The sequence below is a fragment of the Deltaproteobacteria bacterium genome (assembly GCA_016234845.1).
Taxonomy (GTDB): domain Bacteria; phylum Desulfobacterota; class Deferrimicrobia; order Deferrimicrobiales; family Deferrimicrobiaceae; genus JACRNP01.
This window is the reverse complement of sequence record JACRNP010000088.1, coordinates 1-17,597: the sequence shown is the minus strand read 5'-3', so window position 1 is coordinate 17,597 and position 17,597 is coordinate 1. Positions and strand designations below refer to the sequence as shown.

General features: G+C 65.0%; 16 protein-coding genes. 3 read left to right on the top strand and 13 right to left on the bottom strand.

Translation table 11 applies throughout. The features are described 5' to 3' along the window. Positions 1 to 454 (top strand): 4Fe-4S dicluster domain-containing protein (locus HZB86_06665; protein ID MBI5905220.1); only part of this gene is annotated, 454 nt, incomplete at its 5' end. 93 nt (positions 455 to 547) lie between these two features. Here the strand turns inward: HZB86_06665 and HZB86_06660 are convergent. The 4 genes from HZB86_06660 to HZB86_06645 all read right to left on the bottom strand — a co-directional run bounded on the left by HZB86_06660 (position 548) and on the right by HZB86_06645 (position 3,308). Then, on the bottom strand, positions 548 to 1,330 hold the full coding sequence (locus HZB86_06660) for an enoyl-CoA hydratase/isomerase family protein (protein ID MBI5905219.1): 783 nt from the start codon (positions 1,328 to 1,330) through the stop codon (positions 548 to 550). A 72-nt stretch (positions 1,331 to 1,402) separates the two neighbouring features. Beyond that, complete coding sequence (locus HZB86_06655) at positions 1,403 to 1,681, bottom strand: 4Fe-4S binding protein (protein MBI5905218.1); 279 nt, start codon at positions 1,679 to 1,681, stop codon at positions 1,403 to 1,405. Between the two features lie 26 nt (positions 1,682 to 1,707). Continuing rightward, positions 1,708 to 2,640: a carbon monoxide dehydrogenase gene (locus HZB86_06650; protein ID MBI5905217.1), complete on the bottom strand. Its 933-nt coding sequence runs from the start codon at positions 2,638 to 2,640 to the stop codon at positions 1,708 to 1,710. A 176-nt stretch (positions 2,641 to 2,816) separates the two neighbouring features. Next, positions 2,817 to 3,308 (bottom strand): MarR family transcriptional regulator, encoded by a 492-nt coding sequence (locus tag HZB86_06645; protein ID MBI5905216.1) that lies wholly within the window; start codon positions 3,306 to 3,308, stop codon positions 2,817 to 2,819. Between the two features lie 162 nt (positions 3,309 to 3,470). Here HZB86_06645 and HZB86_06640 point away from each other — a divergent pair, with 162 nt between their 5' ends. Next, positions 3,471 to 3,755 carry a hypothetical protein gene (locus HZB86_06640; GenBank protein ID MBI5905215.1) on the top strand — a complete coding sequence of 95 codons (285 nt, stop codon included), beginning with the start codon at positions 3,471 to 3,473 and terminating at the stop codon, positions 3,753 to 3,755. 21 nt (positions 3,756 to 3,776) lie between these two features. On the opposite strand, the gene HZB86_06635 is transcribed toward HZB86_06640, so the two are convergent. The 6 genes from HZB86_06635 to HZB86_06610 form a co-directional block, all read right to left on the bottom strand. Beyond that, a complete protein-coding gene (locus tag HZB86_06635; protein MBI5905214.1) occupies positions 3,777 to 4,244 on the bottom strand; it encodes a methylglyoxal synthase in 468 nt (155 codons plus the stop codon). Between the two features lie 13 nt (positions 4,245 to 4,257). After that, positions 4,258 to 7,092, bottom strand: a complete 2,835-nt coding sequence (locus HZB86_06630; protein MBI5905213.1) for a response regulator — start codon at positions 7,090 to 7,092, stop codon at positions 4,258 to 4,260. Between the two features lie 60 nt (positions 7,093 to 7,152). Continuing rightward, positions 7,153 to 9,432 carry a response regulator gene (locus tag HZB86_06625; protein ID MBI5905212.1) on the bottom strand — a complete coding sequence of 760 codons (2,280 nt, stop codon included), beginning with the start codon at positions 9,430 to 9,432 and terminating at the stop codon, positions 7,153 to 7,155. After that, a complete protein-coding gene (locus tag HZB86_06620; protein MBI5905211.1) occupies positions 9,429 to 10,355 on the bottom strand; it encodes a PhnD/SsuA/transferrin family substrate-binding protein in 927 nt (308 codons plus the stop codon). Before HZB86_06620 ends, HZB86_06625 begins: the two co-directional genes overlap by 4 nt. A gap of 110 nt (positions 10,356 to 10,465) precedes the next feature. Next, on the bottom strand, positions 10,466 to 10,765 hold the full coding sequence (locus HZB86_06615) for a peroxidase (GenBank protein MBI5905210.1): 300 nt from the start codon (positions 10,763 to 10,765) through the stop codon (positions 10,466 to 10,468). Positions 10,766 to 10,813: 48 nt separating this feature from the next. Continuing rightward, the gene (locus tag HZB86_06610) at positions 10,814 to 11,065 is read right to left on the bottom strand and encodes a peroxidase (GenBank protein ID MBI5905209.1); all 252 of its coding nucleotides are present in this window, start codon (positions 11,063 to 11,065) and stop codon (positions 10,814 to 10,816) included. 176 nt (positions 11,066 to 11,241) lie between these two features. Between HZB86_06610 and HZB86_06605 the strand changes: the two genes are divergently transcribed. Then, positions 11,242 to 11,601 carry a DUF1428 domain-containing protein gene (locus HZB86_06605; GenBank protein MBI5905208.1) on the top strand — a complete coding sequence of 120 codons (360 nt, stop codon included), beginning with the start codon at positions 11,242 to 11,244 and terminating at the stop codon, positions 11,599 to 11,601. 31 nt (positions 11,602 to 11,632) lie between these two features. Here HZB86_06605 and HZB86_06600 read toward each other — a convergent pair whose 3' ends face one another. The 3 genes from HZB86_06600 to HZB86_06590 form a co-directional block, all read right to left on the bottom strand. Next, positions 11,633 to 12,547 (bottom strand): DMT family transporter, encoded by a 915-nt coding sequence (locus tag HZB86_06600; GenBank protein ID MBI5905207.1) that lies wholly within the window; start codon positions 12,545 to 12,547, stop codon positions 11,633 to 11,635. A 322-nt stretch (positions 12,548 to 12,869) separates the two neighbouring features. Further along, on the bottom strand, positions 12,870 to 13,481 hold the full coding sequence (locus HZB86_06595) for a superoxide dismutase (GenBank protein ID MBI5905206.1): 612 nt from the start codon (positions 13,479 to 13,481) through the stop codon (positions 12,870 to 12,872). 184 nt (positions 13,482 to 13,665) lie between these two features. Continuing rightward, complete coding sequence (locus HZB86_06590) at positions 13,666 to 16,947, bottom strand: PKD domain-containing protein (GenBank protein MBI5905205.1); 3,282 nt, start codon at positions 16,945 to 16,947, stop codon at positions 13,666 to 13,668. Positions 16,948 to 17,597 lie beyond the last annotated feature (650 nt).

Below are 17,597 nucleotides of genomic sequence, written 5' to 3'. Positions count from 1 at the left end.
CTTCCCGATCCTCCGGGACCTGGTGGTGGACCGCGGGGCGTTGGACAAGATCATCCAGGCGGGCGGATACACCTCGTGCCACACGGGCGGGGTTCCCGACGGGAACGCCCTCCCCGTGTCCAAGGCGGAGTCCGACTACTCGATGGACGCGGCGGAGTGCATCGGCTGCGGCGCGTGCGTCGCCGGGTGCCCCAACGGCGCGGCCATGCTGTTCACGGGCGCCAAGGTTTCCCAGTTCGCCGCCCTCCCCCAGGGGCAGGTGGAGGCGCCCGAGCGGGTCGCGAACATGATCAAGGCGATGGCCGAGTGCGGGTTCGGGAACTGCACGAACCATTACGAGTGTCAGGCGGCTTGTCCGAAGGGGATCGACGTGAAGTTCATCGCGCGCCTCAACCGCGAATTCCTGAAGGCGCTGTTCAAGGCGAAGGCGGGGACGTTCACCCCAGTCGAGTAGCGCGGTCCGGAAACCGCCGGGAACGGCATCCGGGGGGCGGGGGCGTTTTCGTCCCGGCCCCCCGTTTTCGTTTCGGCCGCGAGACGCGCGCCGTCACCTCCCGACCGGGTTGGGCTTCCTCTTCTCGAAGAAGGCGCGGACGCACTCGTCGTGGTCTTCCGAGACCCACACCGGGCCGAACAGCTCCGTCTCGAATTCCAGCGCCGCCTCGAGCGGCACCCGCGCGGTCATCTGCACGAGGCGCTTGTACGCCCGCACGGCGAGCGGAGCGTTCTCCGCGATGGTCCGCGCCAGCGCGAGCGCCGACGGCATCACCTGGTCCGCCTCCACCACCTGGTCCACCAGCCCGATGTCCAACGCCTCCTCGGAGGACAACAGCTCTCCCGTCGTCATCAGACGGAGCGCCCGCCCCTTCCCGATGAGGTGGACCAGGCGGGGGCCTCCCCCCCAGCCGCTGATCAGCCCCATCCGGATCTGCCGGTACCCCAGCTTCGCCGTCCGGCTCGCCACGCGGAAGTCGCACGCCACGGCGGTCTCGCAGCCGCCCCCGACCGCCAGCCCGTTGATGGCGGCGATGACCGGCCACGGGAAACCGGAGAGCAGGTCGGTCGCCTCCTTCATGGTCGAGACCATGTGCCGGGCCTCTTCCACGGTCTTCAGGTGCCGGAACTCCTTCAGGTCCCCGCCGGACAGGAAGGTCTTGTCCCCGGCGCCGGTGAGGATCAAGGCGCGGAGGCGCTCTTCCGCCTTGAGCTTCAGGCAGAGCTCCCGGAGCTCGCGGATCGTGCCCATGTTCAACGCGTTGTGCACTTCGGGGCGGTCGACGGTGATCACGCCGACCCCTCCCTCTTCCGAATACAGGACGTTTTTCTTCAAACCCTCACCTCCGGGGAGTCGCATCCGGCTTCAGTTTACGGGTCGGAGAGGAACAAGGAAAGGGGCGGCCGTTCAGGCGCACCCGCAGGACGGCTTCGCGCCGGAGATCCATCCCCCGATGATCGCGGTGGCGCACCCGACCCCGGGGGTGACCGAGATGGCGGCGGGCCGGCAATTCATGGCGCACGCCCCGCACTCCATGCAACGGTCCCGGTCGACGACGGCCGCCTTCCCGCCGGACACGGAGAACACGTCGTGCGGGCACACCTGTTCGCACAATCCGCACCCGTTGCAGCGTCCCGGGTCGAGCCGCAGCGTCGAAACCCCTTCGAGATACGAAAAGCCCCGCATCCGATTCTCCCCTTTGCTCCCGCCGTTCAGCGGATAAACGCCTCGCCGATCCAGAGGGCCGCCGCCAGCACGGCGGAGGCCGCCTGGAGCGGAATGGCCCGGCGCATCTCCTTTTCCACCCCCGACGGGGAGGTGAAGGGCGTCGCGCCCGTGAAGTTCATGGCGACGAACGAGGATATCCCGGAGACCGCCAGCGTCGTCGCGACTCCCGGGATCGCCCCTGTCGATGTCCCGTCCGCCGCGAGGAAGGCCCCCGCGACGACCGCGCCGACCAGGGCGCCCTTGGCGGAAAACGCCCTGCCGGGAAGCCACGGAAGGAGCAACGGGGTCAGCGCGGCGCCCCCGAGGATGCCCGCCACGCAGACCGCGACGGCCCCGGCGCCGCGGTGCCACGCGTTTCCCGGGGAAAAGATCCCCGGTCCGATTCCGCCCAGGAGGAACAGCGCCGCCGATGCCCACGCCAGCGGCTTCAGCGATCCCACGAGCTCCACCGGGGCCAGGGAGAGCCGCTCCATCGCCGTGAAGGTGACGGCGCGCATCCCCGGCTCCGCCTTCATCCCGTTTTCCATGAAGCGAAGGACGTCCTTCGCCCGGACCGGACCGTACGTCACGGTGAACCCGCACTCCTCGCGTACGCGGTGCGCGGCGACTCCCGGCGCCCCGAGCTGGGGAAGCACGAGCCGCCGGTGGGAGACCAGCCGCTCCAGCCGGGCCGCCCTCACCCGCCGGACCAGCTCGCCGGTCCCGAACGTCCCTTTCCCCGCGGCGCACCACACGTTGACGCCGGCCGTATCGAGCACGAGGATCCACGCGTCCACGCCGTCCAGTTCCCGCCGGAGCGCGTCGAACGACATCTTGCAGTTCGCGGTGACCAGCACCGGGGATCCCGGTCCCGCCTCGCCGACGCAATAGAGGCCCGGCGCGACCCGCCAGGAGCCCCTTCCGATCCCCCATCGCATCTTCCACCGCCCCGCGGCGTCCCTCCAGTCGAGCCGGGTCGTCACGCGCGCCACCCGCCCGGCCGGCGTATCGATCCACCGGTCGATGAACCGGGTCTCGAACGTCCCGTCGAACGGGGACGGGTCCGATCCCCCACAGCACGGGGTCGGTTCCTTCGAACCGGAACAGCGGTCCGTCACGTCGGTTCTCCTTTCGTCCCGCGGCAGCACTCCCGCAATATCGTCCGGAACTTCTCGTTGTCCGGATCCAGCGTGCCCGACATCAGCACCAGCGCCTCCACGCACGACGCCCGGCGCTCCGCCGGAACGGCGCCCAACAGCCGTTCCGTGAACGACGCGCACTCCTTGTCGAGATGGCGATACAGCTTCTTCCCTTCCGCGGTGAGGACGACCGAGACTTTCCTCTTCTCCGCCCGGCCCCGCTCCCTTCCGACGAATCCGTCCCGCTCGAGGCGGTCGACGATCCGCGTCATGGTGCTCTGGTGCAGACCGACCTGCGACGCCAGGTCGTTCATCGTCCGCGGACCCCTTTCCAGGGCCTCCAGCGTGGAGAACTGCTGGACGGTCAGCGGGCCGCAGGTGAGCTTGCCGCGCAGGAGCTGGTCGAAGAACCTCGCAAGCCGCGTGAAGGACCTTCGCGCCGCGTGCGCCGCATGTCCGGAGACCATCTCGCCTCCCTCCTTAATATGCTTACAGCATATATTGGCCAAAGCATATGGCAAGCGGAATATTTTTTTTGGAAGACGATAAAGACTTCTTGTATGGATCCACCCGGTTGAACGAAAATCATTACCGTGAAACCGAAGCGCAAGCTCAACTGCTGGGAATTCATGAATTGCGGGCGGGAACCCGGCGGGAAACATGTGGACGAACATGGGGAGTGCCCCGCGCCGACGGCCATCAACGGCGACGGCGTCAACGGGGGGGTGAACGGCGGCCGCTGCTGCTGGGCGATCGCGGGGACCCTTTGCTTCGGCGCCCCCCAGGGGACTTCCGCGAGAAAATTCCAGGATTGCATGGACTGCGGTTTCTTCTGGGCCGTGGCCGACGAGGAGGAAGACTTCACCTCTTCCGTGAACATCCTGCGCAAAGCCGGCGAAGATACAGACGATTAACGCGGCCCCACTCCGCCCACCTCATTCGTCTCCGGCGATCTTGCGCGTTCGGTACGACTCGTAATCGGGAACGAGGCGATCGTAATCCCCGTCCATCAACGGGGAGGAGATCATGAAATCGGCGGAGGAGCGGTTGCAGGCGATCGGGATGTTCCAGACCACCGCCAACCGCAGGAGCGCCTTGACGTCGGGATCGTGGGGCTGGGGCTCGAGCGGATCCCAGAAGAAGATGAGGAAATCGATCTTCCCTTCGGCGATCTTCGCGCCGATCTGCTGGTCCCCGCCCAACGGTCCGCTCTGAAGCCTCGTGATCCGGAAGCCGAGCTCCCGTTCCAGTATCTCGCCGGTCGTGCCCGTGGCGTAAATCCGGTGGTGCTCCAGCAGCTCGCGGTTGAATTTCGCCCATTCCACCAGGTCGCCCTTCTTGTTGTCGTGCGCCACGAGGGCGATCTTCTTGTCGTGCTCCATCGCGACTTTCTTCTGGTTCATCCCCGCTCCCCCTTCACCGGTCCAGGATCTCCCTCACCTTCCTCGCCAGGTCGCCCGGGCCGAACGGTTTCTGCAGGAACGGCGTCCCCGGGTGCAGGACGAACGAGTCGTGGATCGCGTCGGCGGGATAGCCGCTCAGGAAAAGGACCTTCAGGCCCGGAGTCCCGCCGGCCATCTCTTCGTACGCCTGCTTCCCGCCCTTCTTCGGCATGACGACGTCGAGCACGACCATCGCCACCTCCTTGCCATGCCGGCGGAGCAGATCGACCGCCTCCTCCCCGTCGCAAGCGACCAGCACCTTGTATCCGTAGGAACCCAGCGTCTTCTCCGCGAGGTTCCGTATCGCCTCGTCGTCCTCCGCCAGAAGGATCGTTTCACTCCCCCCGAGGACGATCCCCGGGGACACGGGCGCCTGCGAGTCGGCGGGAACGGCCACCGCGGGGAAATAGATCCGGAACGTCGATCCCTTTCCCGGTTCGCTGTACACATGGACGAATCCGTTGTGCTGCTTCACGATCCCGTATACGACGGCCAGCCCCAGCCCCGTCCCCTTGTCGGGCCCCTTCGTGGTGAAGAACGGCTCGAAGATGCGCTCCCGGGTTCCCTCGTCCATCCCGATCCCGGTGTCGGTAACCGATAGCACCGCGTACCGGCCCGCTTTCATGTACGGGCGCTGCCGGACGTACTCCTCCTCCAGCCACGCCTCCTGCGTTTCGACCACGAGCTGCCCCCCGCCCGGCATCGCGTCCCGCGCGTTCAGGGCCAGGTTCATCATCACCTGCTCCACCTGCCCCCGGTCCGCCCGGATCGTCGGCAACCGCTCCGCCAGGATGGTCCGGAACTCGATGTCTTCCCTCGTGACCTTCCGGATGAGCTTCCCGAGGTCGGCGACCACCCGGTTCAGATCGATGTTGCCGAGCTCGATGATCTGGCGGCGGGCGAAAGTGAGGATCTGCCGGGTGAGCACCGACGCCCGTTCCGCGCTCCGCAGCATCTCGTCCAGGTCCGAAACCGCCTTCGGGTCGCCCGCGATCCGGAACTTCAGCATCTCCCCGTACCCGAGGATCACGGTCAACACGTTGTTGAAGTCGTGCGCGATGCCTCCCGCCAGCGTGCCCACCGACTCCATCCTCTGGGCGGTCCGGAGCTGCGCCTCCAGGTTCCGCCGCTCCTGCGACGCCTCGTACTGCTCCCGGTAGAAACGCGCCCTCTGCTGCCGCCAGGCCAGGCCGACGCCCGCCCCGGCGGCGAGGAGCATGACGCTGACCAGCGACACCATCCACCAGAGCCGCTCGCGCTCCGGCTCGTAGACTTCCGAGAGATCCATCCGCGCGATCACATACCACGGCGAGTCGGGAACTTTGCGGACGTCGGCGATCACCGGCCTTCCGCGGTAATCCCGCCCTTCGACGATCCCTGTCCTTCCGAGCACCGCCTGGATCGCCGGCAGCTCCGACCGGGGATTCAGCGGAAACCGCAGCGCGAGAGCGGCGTTCTTGTCGAACCGCAGCTCATTCAAATAGAGGGCGTCGTCTCCTTCCCGACGCACCAGAACCGTCTCGGCTGTCCGGCTGGGCGTCGGCCAATGACGGATGAGGGGATACAGGAACTTTTCCGGATCGATGCGCAGGGCGAGAACTCCAAGCGGCACCCCGTCGCCTTGTCCGCCGAGGATGGGAACCAGGACCGCCAGGTACACTTTCCCGTCGGGACGGTTCCGGTAGAAATCCTGGAACGATACCCGGCCCGACCGCAGGATGTCGACCGCGCGCTTCGACAATATGGAGTCGGAGGGCTCCGGCGATCCGGGAACCGAATACCGCGCAACGCCCCGGGTATTGAACAGGATGACCCGATCGCACTCGAATTGCGAACCGTAGTTCCCGATCCAATCCCGGATCTGCCTGCGGGCGGCCTCGTCGCCGGGTTGTTCGAGAAAGCGCCGGACCATGTCCGAGAAGGATGCGTTCCGGAAAAATACGCCGGCGTCATCCAGCCGCTCCTTGCGGTACTGAACCACGTCGCGCACCTTCAGGTCGGCGATGGCCGAGAGCTGGCTCTTCACTTCCGCGAGGTAACGGCGCTCGTGGTTCAGATGGTACAGGTATCCCAAGGTGACGATCCCCGACCCCAGAAGGAGGAACACCAGGAGGAGCGCGTATTCGGTCCGCGTGACCTGCTCGCCCTCCCGACGAAGGAACCGGGTATGCGGCAGGCCGAGAGCCAGCAGCGCGATCCCGAGAGCGGAGAAGGCGAGGCTGGTCGTGGCCGCGGGGGGGATGAAGGACCCGGCGTAAAACAGGGGGGTTCCGAACAGGTACGCCAGGAGAAGCACGAACGACACCGCGAGAAGGAGGAATGCGAAAAACAGGGCCGCCGCGGACCTCCGCGACCCACCCGGGTGTGACGGAGGCAACGCAAGGAAGGATGTCGTGGCGAGGAGGAAGCAGAGCGCCGCGACCGGAGACATGTGCCCGATCGGGGCTCCGGCCACCGTGCCGGTGATCGGAAATCCGAGATGTTCGATCGAGGGGTGTACCCCCCGGAAGGAGAGGAACAGCAGCGGCAACGCAACCGTTGCGCCTGCGGCGTTGAGGGCCATCCCCGCCCGATACGCCCCGCGCCGCGTCGGCCACCGGCCCCGGAGGAAGGCCGCGACCCCGTACAGGATGAACAGAAGCCCGGTGCTGGGCGCCATCGGGATCCTGCCCGACCAAAGGCTGGTCAGGGACGGGAGCCCGAATCCCCACCCGATGAGGGCGACCGACCCTGCGGCGACGGACAGCAGGGAACAGCCCACGGCCAATGGCCGGAATCGAATCGCATCCCGGGAGGTGTCGTCATCCATTGGAATTCCTCGCCCGTCCATTCCCCGTCTTCTAAGGATGACCTTCCCGGGGACCGCGCGTCAATCCCGCGGCGCCGTTCCCGGTCCGAGCACCTCCCGCAACTTGTGCGCCAGGGAATCCATGGAGAACGGCTTCTGGAGGAAGGCGATGCCGGACTCCAGGATCCCCTGGTGCACGATCGCGTCGACCGTGTACCCCGACATGAACAGCACCTTCATCCCCGGCTGGATGGGCGCCAACCGCTTCGACAGCTCCACGCCGTTCATGCCGGGCATCACGACGTCGGTCAGCATCAGGTGGATCGTTCCCCGATGCCGGGAACACAGGTCGATGGCCTCGCCTCCGCTCCGGGCCTCCAGCACGCCGTACCCGTACTGTTCCAGGATCCCCCGGACCATCTGCCGGACCAGGTCCTCGTCCTCCACCACCAGGACCGTTTCATCGCCGCGCAGCTCCTCCTGCGGCAAGGCGGCCGCCCGGACCGCATCGGCCACCGGCTCGTCCACGGGCGGGAAATAGATCTTGAACGTCGTCCCGACCCCCGGCTCGCTGTACACGTTGATGTGCCCCCCGCTCTGCTTCACGATCCCGTAGACGGTGGAAAGACCCAGCCCGGTCCCCTTTTCCTTCGTCGTGAAGAACGGCTCGAAGATCCGCGCCAGCATCTCCTTGTCCATTCCGCACCCCGTGTCGCTCACCGCCAGCATCACGTAGGGACCGGGGGAGATGTACTTGTGATCGCCCGTGTACGACTCGTCCAGCACGACGTTCGACGCCTCGAAGGTCAGCTTCCCCCCGCGAGGCATCGCATCCCGCGAATTGACGGCCAGGTTCACGATCACCTGCTCGATCTGCCCGGGATCCGCCTTCACGTTCCGGAGTCCCTTCCCCGCCACCGACACCAGTTCGATATCCTCCCCGAGGAGGCGCCGCAGCATCTTGTCCATGTCGGCCACGATCCCGTTCAGGCTGATCACCTTCGGAACCAGGATCTGCTTCCGGCTGAAGGCCAGCAGCTGCCGCGTCAGCGATGCACACCGGTCGGATGCCTTCCGGATCTCCGCCAGGTCGTGCCGCAGCGGATCCGTGGACCCGATCCGGGCCAGCGCCAGGTCGCAATACCCGATGGTGACCGTGAGGAGGTTGTTGAAGTCGTGGGCGATTCCGCCGGCCATCCTTCCGACGGCCTCCATCTTCTGGGACTGGATATACCGGAGTTCGAGCGACTTCCGCTCGGTGATGTCCACGAAGTTCACAAGGACGCGGGAAAGTCCGCCGTCGTCGTCGACGACCGGTTCGGCGTTGGCCAATACCCACACCACCGCGCCCTTGCCGGGGCGGCTGATCCCCACAACGCAGTCCCGCACCGGACGGCACGTGGCCACGACGCGGCTTACCGGGTATTCCTCGACCGGCATTCCAGTGCCGTCCTCCCTCAGGAAACTCCAGGCCGGATCGTTCGCATCCTTCCCCCGCATCTGCTCCTCGGTCAGGCCCAGCACCGTCTGCGCGAACGAGTTGCTCGCGATGACTTCCGTCCCGGGCCCGTGCACCACGATGGCGGAATGGATGTTCTGGATCAGGGTTCGGTACCTGTCCTCGCTCCGCTTCACCTCCCGATCGCGCTCTTCCAGAATGTCGAGCATCCTGTTGAAGTTGGCCGCCATCCCGGCCGCCTCGTCGGCGCCGGCCAGGTCGGAACGGGCCTGGTAATTGCCCGCGCCCACCTCGTCCATGACGGACCGGATCCTGTAGAGCCGGCGGGTGATGCGTTTCCCCACGAGGAGCGCCAGCAACGATCCGATGAACACGGCGACCAACGCGTAGAACACCCCGTTCCGGGTGATTTCCATCAGCTTCCGCCCGGCCTGCCGCTGGCCGATCCCCACGCGCGCCCATCCGACCTGCTTGCCGGAAAGCATCGCGGGCACGACGACATCCACCAGCGCGGCGCTCCGGCTCAGCACGGATTCCCGAGGATCGGCCGGCAGGTCCAGCACGTACTGCCCGAGACGCGACCTGTCGGTGTGCGCGAGCACCTGCCCCCGGTTGTCGAGCAGCATGGCGTACGTCAGGTCCGGATACCGGCGCAGCCCTTCGGCCAGCTCCTGGAGGCCGGAGATATCGACCGCGGAAAGCCACCCGGCCGCCGAAGCGGCAAGCGTGTGCGCCAGGGCGGTCGCATGTTCCGCCTGGCGGTCCAGGATCAGGGACTGCTGCCTCCAGGTGAGGTCGCCGATGAATACCGTCATCATGACGGCGTGCACGGCGGCCACGCCGACGATCAGCTGGCGGCGCAGCGTTCCGAACAGAATGTCCCGGACTCGTTTTCCCGTCATTTCCGCTCCACCGGGCGCACCTCTTCCTCGAACCGGGCGACGAAGTCACGCACGATCTCGTAGTCCGCGTCCGACGCCGGAAGGAAACGCGCGGTTTCCATCCCCTTCAGAATGGTCCGGCCTTCCGGAGTCTCGTGAAGTCCCAGCAGGGATGCGCGGACCCGTTCCCGCACGGAACCGGGAACGTCGTCCCGCGCCATGACGGAGTTGTTGATGAGGGTCGCGGTCTCCCACACCAGCTTCATCTCAGCCGCCTCGGAGGGGTGTTCCCTCTGGAAGGCGCGCCACGGCGTGGGCCAGGTGGCGGCCGCCGCCGTGTGCTTCATGTAGGCGTTCATGATGGACGATTCCTGGGAGCCGACGTACCGGTTTTCGATGTCCTTCATCACGTTCACGCCGTGCCGGTGGAGGAAGTACTGGGGCATGATGCAGGCGGCCAGCGCCGTGTGCGACGGATAGCTGACCGCCTTCCCCTTGAGGTCCGCCGGAATTCTTATGCCGCTGTCCCGACGCACGAGGAAGATGCCCTTGAAGTCGCGAGGCTCCCCCGCCATCGCGATGACGGCGTACCCGGCTTTCCCCGCCTCCAGAGTCTGCCACGGGTTCGGCAGGAGGAACGCGGGTTTGCGGGCCCGGAACTTATCTTCGAAATTGGCGTAGTCGCGGGATGATTCCAGATCGAAATGGACATCCCTGTCCATCCGGTTGAGCCAGGAGATCAGCGGCTGGTACGCCTCGTACATTTTCGACGGATTGTGGAGGGGATGCACCGCGAAGCTGTAAGTCCGGATGTTTCGCGACGACGGCTCGGTTCCGTATTTCGGCGATCGATCCTGCGGTGTCCGGTCGCAGCCAATCGCACACAGGACCATCAGCACCGCAAGCCCGATCCGACGGGCGGGGAGAAGGCGAAACGCTCCCATGGGCAGCGACCTCCCGAGAAACACCGGTACCCGTTCCGTGCCCCGCCCCCTGAAACGGATTCAGAATAAGCAATTCGGGGGATCGACGCAATCGATCCGTTCTCCGAACCTCAACCGGGAGGGACGTAGCCGAGGCTCGCAAGCCGCGCCCCGGACGCCTCGTAGGCGGCGGGGTCCATGTCGCTCACCCCCGTGGCGTCGATCCATTTGTTGTAGAAATGGAAAAGCGAGCACACGGTGATGGCGTCGTACAGCGCCGCGTCGTCCCAGCCAGCGGCCTTCACCTCCTCCACGTCCTCCTTCCGAAGTCGATTCGACTCCCGGATCATCTTCTCGAGGAAGGCGAACAGCGCTTTCTCCCGATCGCCGATCGGCGCCGTGCGGTAATCCCGCAGCACCGCTTCGACCAGGGCGCGGTTCTCCAGGAGGGACGCCGCGACCGCGGCGTGGGCTCCGATTCAGAAAAGACAGTCGTTGCGCCGGGAGGTGAAGGCCGCGATCAATTCGCGGAGTCCCGCGGGAAGCGCGGATGGCCCGCGCATCACGCTTTGGGTGAACCGCGACAGGAAATCGCTCTGTTCCGGCTTGTACGCGAACAGGTGCATGATCTGCGGCACCGGCCGGCCCGCGACCCGCAACCCGTCGATCAGGCGGCCGTACGGCCCGCCGGGCTCCCTGTGCTCCACATCGGGCAGAAACATCGGTCGTATGGGGGTCTCCTTCAAGGCGTTCGGTTTCCCTACATGGTACACCGCGAAGGGATCCGACGTTCGACCGGGTACCGATTTCGATGAGGGGGAATCGGCGGTTCTTTTCCGCGAAAGTGAATCTTCCCGCCGCGTCGCGACACCAAAATACAGTTATGCATGCCTTGAGCGGAGGACATATGCGATACGTCGACGGTTTCGTGATTCCCGTGCCGAAGAAGAACCTGGCGTCCTACGCCCGCATGGCACGGAAGGCGAGGGATATCTGGCGCGAATACGGCGCACTCGACTACAAGGAATGCTCGGGGGACGACCTCGCCGTGAAGTTCGGGATACCGTTCCCCCGGATGCTGAAGCTCAAGCCCGGCGAGACGGTGGTGTTCTCGTACATCGTGTACAAGTCGCGCGCGCACCGGGACCGCGTGAACGCGAAGATCATGAGCGATCCCCGCGTCAAGGAGATGTGCGACCCGAAGAACATGCCCTTCGACATGAAGCGCATGGGGTACGGCGGATTCAAGGTGCTGGTGGATTTCTGAGGCCGGGTTCCGTTTCTCCGGATCCGTACCGTCAGGATCGCACGGCGGGTCGGTTGACCAGGTAGATGCCCATCCCCACCAGCACGAGCGCGACCAGGAGCTTGCCCGTGATCGGCTCCCGAAGAAGCGTTCCGCCGGCGATCACCGCGAACAGCGGCGTGAGAAAGGTAAACGACATCAGGCGCGACGCGGGGTAATGCCGGACCAGCCAGAACCACGCCAGGTACGTGGCGAAGGCGATCCAGACCGTCTGGTAGACCAGGCAGCCCACGATCACCGGAGTCAGGCGAACGATCCCCGGCTCGCCGATCGCAAAAGAGAATATCGGAAGGAGCACGGCGGAGACGGCCAGCTGGTACAGCAAGGTTTTCCCCGGCGATATCTTCGCGAGCGGAGTCGCCTTGATCAGGATCGTGGTGGCGCCCCACAGCAGCGCGGCCCCGGCCAGCATGCCGTCGCCGATCAGGATTCGCGCCGTGGGGAGCGTCAGCGACTCGTGGAAGACCGCAAGGATGCCCGCGAAGGCGCTGCACAGCCCCGCCACCTGGACCATCCGCAATCTCTCGCCGGGGATGAACCGGTGGGCCCCGATCGCCACGATGAACGGGGCGAGGTAGAGGAAGATCCCGGACCGCGACGCGTTCGTGTACTCGAGGCCCCGGAAGATCAGGATGAACTCCCCCGCGAAGAGGATCCCCGCCGCGATCCCGTACCACAACGTTCCGTCCTTCTCCAGCAGGGGCTCCCGGCGAACCGCCATCCAGAGCAGGAGGAGGATGGTGGCGCCGACGGATCGGATCCCGGATTGCCATATCGGCGAGACGCCCTGGTTGGCGACCTTGATCGTCACCTGCTGCAGGCCCCAGCTCGCGCAGAGGGCCACGAGCACCAGGACGGCGGTGCGGTCCAGGGCATCCTTCTTCCACGCCCGATCGTCGGTCGTCATCCGGTCCCGCGCGCACCTCCGTGTCCGATACGCGGAGATCGTACCATTTGCGGAGGTCCGAGGGGCCAACGGGAACCTGTGCCTTCCGGAATGGCATCCAATCGTCGTATGAATAACTTTGCGGAATCAGGCGAATCAAGCCCGAAACAGACCCCGGACCCGTGCCCGGACCCTGCGGAGGCGCAGAACGACGCCCCCGCAGGCTGGCTGCATGCGTTGAATTCGTTCCTGGAACACGCTTTCCTCGAGGCGGACCGGGATACCGGCTGTTGACCCCCGTGAACCGGGCGGGCAGTCTGCCCGCCGATACCGTAAGCGGAAACTACTTTTTTGCCTGCGCGAAGTTCTCCGCGACCTGCGCCCAGTCGACGGTGTTCCACCAGGCCTCGATGTAGTCCGGGCGCCGGTTCTGGTACTTCAGGTAGTATGCGTGCTCCCAGACGTCGAGTCCGAAGAACGCCTTGCCCCCGTCCAGGACGGGGTTGTCCTGGTTCGCCGTCGATTCGACGACCAGCTTTCCTCCGCGGATCAGAAGCCACGCCCAGCCGGACCCGAACCGGGACACCGCGGCCTGGGTGAAGGCTTTCCGGAAATCCCCGAACGCGCCGAACGCGCCACGGATGGCGTCGGCGAGTTCCCCCGACGGCTCGCCGCCGCCGCCCTTCTTCATGATCTTCCAGAACAGGGAATGATTCAGGTGGCCGCCGCCGTTGTTGCGCACGGCGGTGCGGACCGTCTCCGGCACCTTGCCGATCCCCGCGAGCAGTTCGTCGACCGGAAGTTTTTGAAGGTCGGGATGGCCTTCGAGAGCCTTGTTGAGGTTGTTGACGTACGCCGCATGGTGCTTGTCGTGGTGGATCTCCATCGTTTTCGCGTCCACGTACGGCTCGAGCGCGTCGAAAGCGTACGGGAGGGGCGGCAGATCGTGCGCCATCGGGGAGGTCTCCTTTCCGGCCGGCTCGTGGCCGGCATCCTCACCCGCTTAAGATGCGCCGATCACGCGGCAACGTTTCCCTGTTATCGAACTTCCGATGGGCAAAAGCCGGCGGCGGGACACCGCGATCGAGTGTCGAAGGGAGGCGGGGCGCCAAACGCCCCACCCCCCCGCGATAGGCGATCTACCGGTCCGAAAGATACCTCTGGCCGTCGTCGATGCAGAATTTCTCGGATGCGCTCTTCGGCACGCAGACCGTTACGCTCCCCGTGCAGCTGTCGCCGTGGATGTTGAAGGCCCTGAACTCCACGGAGTAGACGCGCCCATTGCCCGGACCGGAACGTTCGGCCCGCAGCAGGATGGAGTTTCCGCTCGCCACCGCATCCACAGGAGTGTCCCCGTCGCCCAGTCCCTGGTTCGGCTCATCCTGGGTCGTCCGCATCACCTCTATCCGGACGGGATTCCTTTCCGGATCCGTCACCCCTGTCACCGCCACCCGCACGAGCTTGTGGTCGGGCGGCCACAGGAGCGTCTTCGAGGGCACGGCGCCGGAGCAGATCGGCGGATGATGTGCCGGAGTCACCGTGATGTTGACGTAGGCGGGTTCGCTCCAGACGGCTCCGTCGCCGACCGTGAGCCCAAAGACCAGCATCGTTTCGGTGGAAACATCCGGGGCCGTGAAATTGGGATGGGCCGGATCCGTAAGGTCCAGAATGATCCGGGGGCCGTCCACTTGCTGCCAGGAGTAGTTCAGCAAATCGCCGTCCGGATCGGTGCTCCTCGAGCCGTCGAGGACGACCCGCGTGTCCCCCGCCACAACCCGGTTCTCGCCCGCATGCGCCACCGGCGGGTGGTTCACGTTCTGGGCGGTGACCTCCACGGAAGCCGATGCGGAGAGCGTTCCGTCGGACACCGTCAGGAGGAAGATCAACGTCGATTCGTATGAAACCGAGGGGGCGGTGAACGAAGGCTGCATCGCGGTGGGGTTGTCGACCAGTACGGCTGCGCCGGCCGTCTGCACCCATTCATAGGTCAACATGTCCCCATCGGGATCGTAGCTCCCCGATCCGTCCAGGGTCACGGAACTCCCTTCCTTTACCGTTTGGGGCGTCCCCGCGTCGACGACGGGGGTCTTGTTGACATTCTTCACGGTAACGTTGGCGAGGGCGGCCTCGCTTGAAAGCTCGCCGTCGTTGACCATGAGCTGGAAGGTTAGAGTGGCGCCTTCGGCGGCCACGGCGGGAGCGGTAAACGACGGGCGGGAGGGATCGGCCAGGTCGATCGCCACGGGCGTTCCTCCGACCTGGTTCCATTGGTAGGATATCGTCTCCCCGTCCGGGTCCGAGCTGGCCTCTCCGTGCAGGACGACCGTGTCTCCCTCGTTCACGACCTGTCCGGCGCCCGCATTGGCAACTGGAGGCTGGTTGACGTTGAAAACGGACACGGTGACGGCGGCCGGGGCGCTGGACAGGCTCTCGTCTCCGACCACGAGCAGGAAGGAGAGCGTCTCCCCGGCCGTGGACGCGAACGGTGCCGTGAAGGTCGGAAGAGCCGGATGGGCGAGATTGAGGGTAACCGCCGGCCCCGCCGTCTGGGTCCAGATGTAGGTCAGGGGATCGCCGTCGGGATCGACGCTGCGGGAACCGTCCAGAGTAACGTTGGTCCCTTCCGGCACCTCAAAGTCGATGCCGGCATCGGCCGTCGGGGCCTGATTCACGTTGGTGACGCTCACGGTCGTAATGGCGGGCGAGCTGCTCAACTGCCCGTCGCCGACCGTCAACTGGAATGAGAGCACGGCGCCTTCTCTCCCCACCTGGGGGAGCGTGATTACGGGGCGGACCGGATTGGAGAGATCGAAGGATGCTTCGGGGCCTGTGAGCTGTTGCCACGTGTACGTGAGAGGATCGCCGTCGGGATCGGCGCTTCCGGTTGCGTCGAGAACGACCTCGCTCCCTTCGGGTGCCGTCTGGTCCGGGCCCGTCATGGCGGAAGGGGACCGGTTGATATTGTTGACGGCCACGTTTGCGTAAACCGGGACGCTGTAGAGGTTGCCGTCGAAGACCTGCAACTGGAAAGTCAACAGCGCGCCGGAATCGCCGGTCTCCGGGGCAGTGAATGTCGGGCGCTTCGGATCGAGACGATCGAGCGACACGGCCGGACCTGCCGCCTGGGTCCAGATGAAGGTCAGGACATCGGGGGGATCGGGATCGAAGCTTCCGGACCCGTCAAGAGTGACCAGGCTCCGCTCGGGAACCGACAGATCACCTCCGACCATCGCGACTGGCCGGCGGTTGGAGTACGAGACCACTACGTCGGTCGTCGCAACGCCGATCGCTCCCCTGTCGTCCGAGACCGTGAGCTGCGCCGAGTAGGTGCCGCTTTCCGCATAGACGTGGGAAACATTCGGCCCCGCTTCCGGCGGAGAGCCATCCCCGAAGTTCCAGGAGTAGGTCAGGGGATCTCCATCGGGATCCGAGGAGTTCGAGCCGTCAAAGACGATGGGCTGCCAGACGCTCCCTTCGTAAGGACCTCCCGCGGATGCGACGGGCACGTGGTTTGGAGGCGCCGGGGAGAATGCGAGATACGCGGGGAAGAACATTCCGCCCGAACCGGGGGCCACGAATAGATTAATGAACGCGCCGGATGAACCGTTGAACCGGAGCACACTCCCGTTCGTCGAACTGGTTACGTAGAGGTTGCCGTCGGGTCCGAAAGTCAAAGCGGTCGGGAAATAAAGCCCGTTGCCGGAAGCGAATATCCCCATACCGGCCCCGGTCTGGCCGTTGAACCGCAAAACCGCTGCCGGGGCAGAAAAGCTTGCAACAAACAAATCTCCGGTCGGACCGAACCGCAAACTACGCGAGTTGGTTCCCGCAAGCCCCGGAGGGACGAAATAGCCGATCGCAGTTCCCGCCGTCCCGTTGAATCTCACGACCGACCCGTTCGCTCTGTTCAGAACGTAGAGATTTCCATCCGGGCCAAATACAAGGTCCGACGGCCCTGATATATTTTCGGCCGCGAACACACCCAAATAATCCCCGGTCGTCCCGTGGAACCGAAGGATCTGGTTCGTCGAATAACTGGCGACATATAAATTCCCATCCGGTCCGAACGTCAGTCCCCAAGGGCCGGCGAGACCCCCGCTTCCCTGGGCAATGAAGACGCCGAGGAAGTCTCCGGTAAAGCCATCGTAACGGAGCACGCTGTTCGTCCCCGAACTCGAAACGTAAAGGTTGCGGTCCGGCCCGTAGCACACGCCGATGGGCGCGGCGAGTCCACCCACACCCGACCGGACGTACGCATCGAGAAATCCGCCCGTCGTTCCGTCGAACCGGGGAACGCTGTTCGTCATCTGGCTGCTGACGACAAGTTGTTGGGATACCGCCATGGCAGACGGACCCGCCATTATAAAAAGCAGGAACAGTTGGAGGGCCAGGGGCCGGAAAACCTTCGAACGACCTTTCATGGCTACTCCTTTCCTGAATCGAGTTGGCAGGAAACGTATGCAGACATTTATCAAGCACATATGTCCCGTTTACGGATCCCGGAGACAGGCACCGGATCGGTTTAACTTTTCAATTGACGCATTGAGTCATACCCGGCGGTAACGTTCCTCCTTACGGATTTGGGCCCATACCAGATTAGCGTTAATGCAAGCAACTTCTTTGCCATCCAACCTGACGTTTTATAATCCATCAATATATCTATTTATGTGGATAAATAGATATCGACATCCATTCCCGGGGACGCGTTGGGGATTATTTTCCAGTAATTGCGAAGAAGATGCGCTATTTCCCCCAGAAGGGGGGATTGAAGAAGTGCCGGAGAACGGCTTGGACGCGGTGCGTTTCCGGCTCGACGCTCCAAAGCAACCGGAGTGTTCCGCCGCAGCCCCTCAGCCGGATTGCGCTGAATTAATGAACGGGTGAGCCTTGAAATCCTCGGCCGTTACTTAATACCGATGAAGGCATGGGCCGTCGGGCGGGCAGATCGCCGATTGTCCGAATCCTATGTGTGTCCCTTCGCGGATTACGACATCAACCTCGGCGCGCCGCCTCGATTGCGGCGATGTCGATCTTTTTCATCTCCATCATCGCGTCGAACGCGCGCTTGGCG

What these genes read in the sequence shown, in the direction of transcription:
- HZB86_06655 (MBI5905218.1), bottom strand. Translation starts at nt 1,681, where the DNA reads ATGCGGGGCTTTTCGTATCTCGAAGGGGTTTCGACGCTGCGGCTCGAC.
- HZB86_06650 (MBI5905217.1), bottom strand. Translation starts at nt 2,640, where the DNA reads ATGCGATGGGGGATCGGAAGGGGCTCCTGGCGGGTCGCGCCGGGCCTC.
- HZB86_06645 (MBI5905216.1), bottom strand. Translation starts at nt 3,308, where the DNA reads ATGGTCTCCGGACATGCGGCGCACGCGGCGCGAAGGTCCTTCACGCGG.
- HZB86_06640 (MBI5905215.1), top strand. Translation starts at nt 3,471, where the DNA reads ATGAATTGCGGGCGGGAACCCGGCGGGAAACATGTGGACGAACATGGG.
- HZB86_06635 (MBI5905214.1), bottom strand. Translation starts at nt 4,244, where the DNA reads ATGAACCAGAAGAAAGTCGCGATGGAGCACGACAAGAAGATCGCCCTC.
- HZB86_06630 (MBI5905213.1), bottom strand. Translation starts at nt 7,092, where the DNA reads ATGGATGACGACACCTCCCGGGATGCGATTCGATTCCGGCCATTGGCC.
- HZB86_06625 (MBI5905212.1), bottom strand. Translation starts at nt 9,432, where the DNA reads ATGACGGGAAAACGAGTCCGGGACATTCTGTTCGGAACGCTGCGCCGC.
- HZB86_06620 (MBI5905211.1), bottom strand. Translation starts at nt 10,355, where the DNA reads ATGGGAGCGTTTCGCCTTCTCCCCGCCCGTCGGATCGGGCTTGCGGTG.
- HZB86_06605 (MBI5905208.1), top strand. Translation starts at nt 11,242, where the DNA reads ATGCGATACGTCGACGGTTTCGTGATTCCCGTGCCGAAGAAGAACCTG.
- HZB86_06600 (MBI5905207.1), bottom strand. Translation starts at nt 12,547, where the DNA reads ATGACGACCGACGATCGGGCGTGGAAGAAGGATGCCCTGGACCGCACC.
- HZB86_06595 (MBI5905206.1), bottom strand. Translation starts at nt 13,481, where the DNA reads ATGGCGCACGATCTGCCGCCCCTCCCGTACGCTTTCGACGCGCTCGAG.
- HZB86_06590 (MBI5905205.1), bottom strand. Translation starts at nt 16,947, where the DNA reads ATGAAAGGTCGTTCGAAGGTTTTCCGGCCCCTGGCCCTCCAACTGTTC.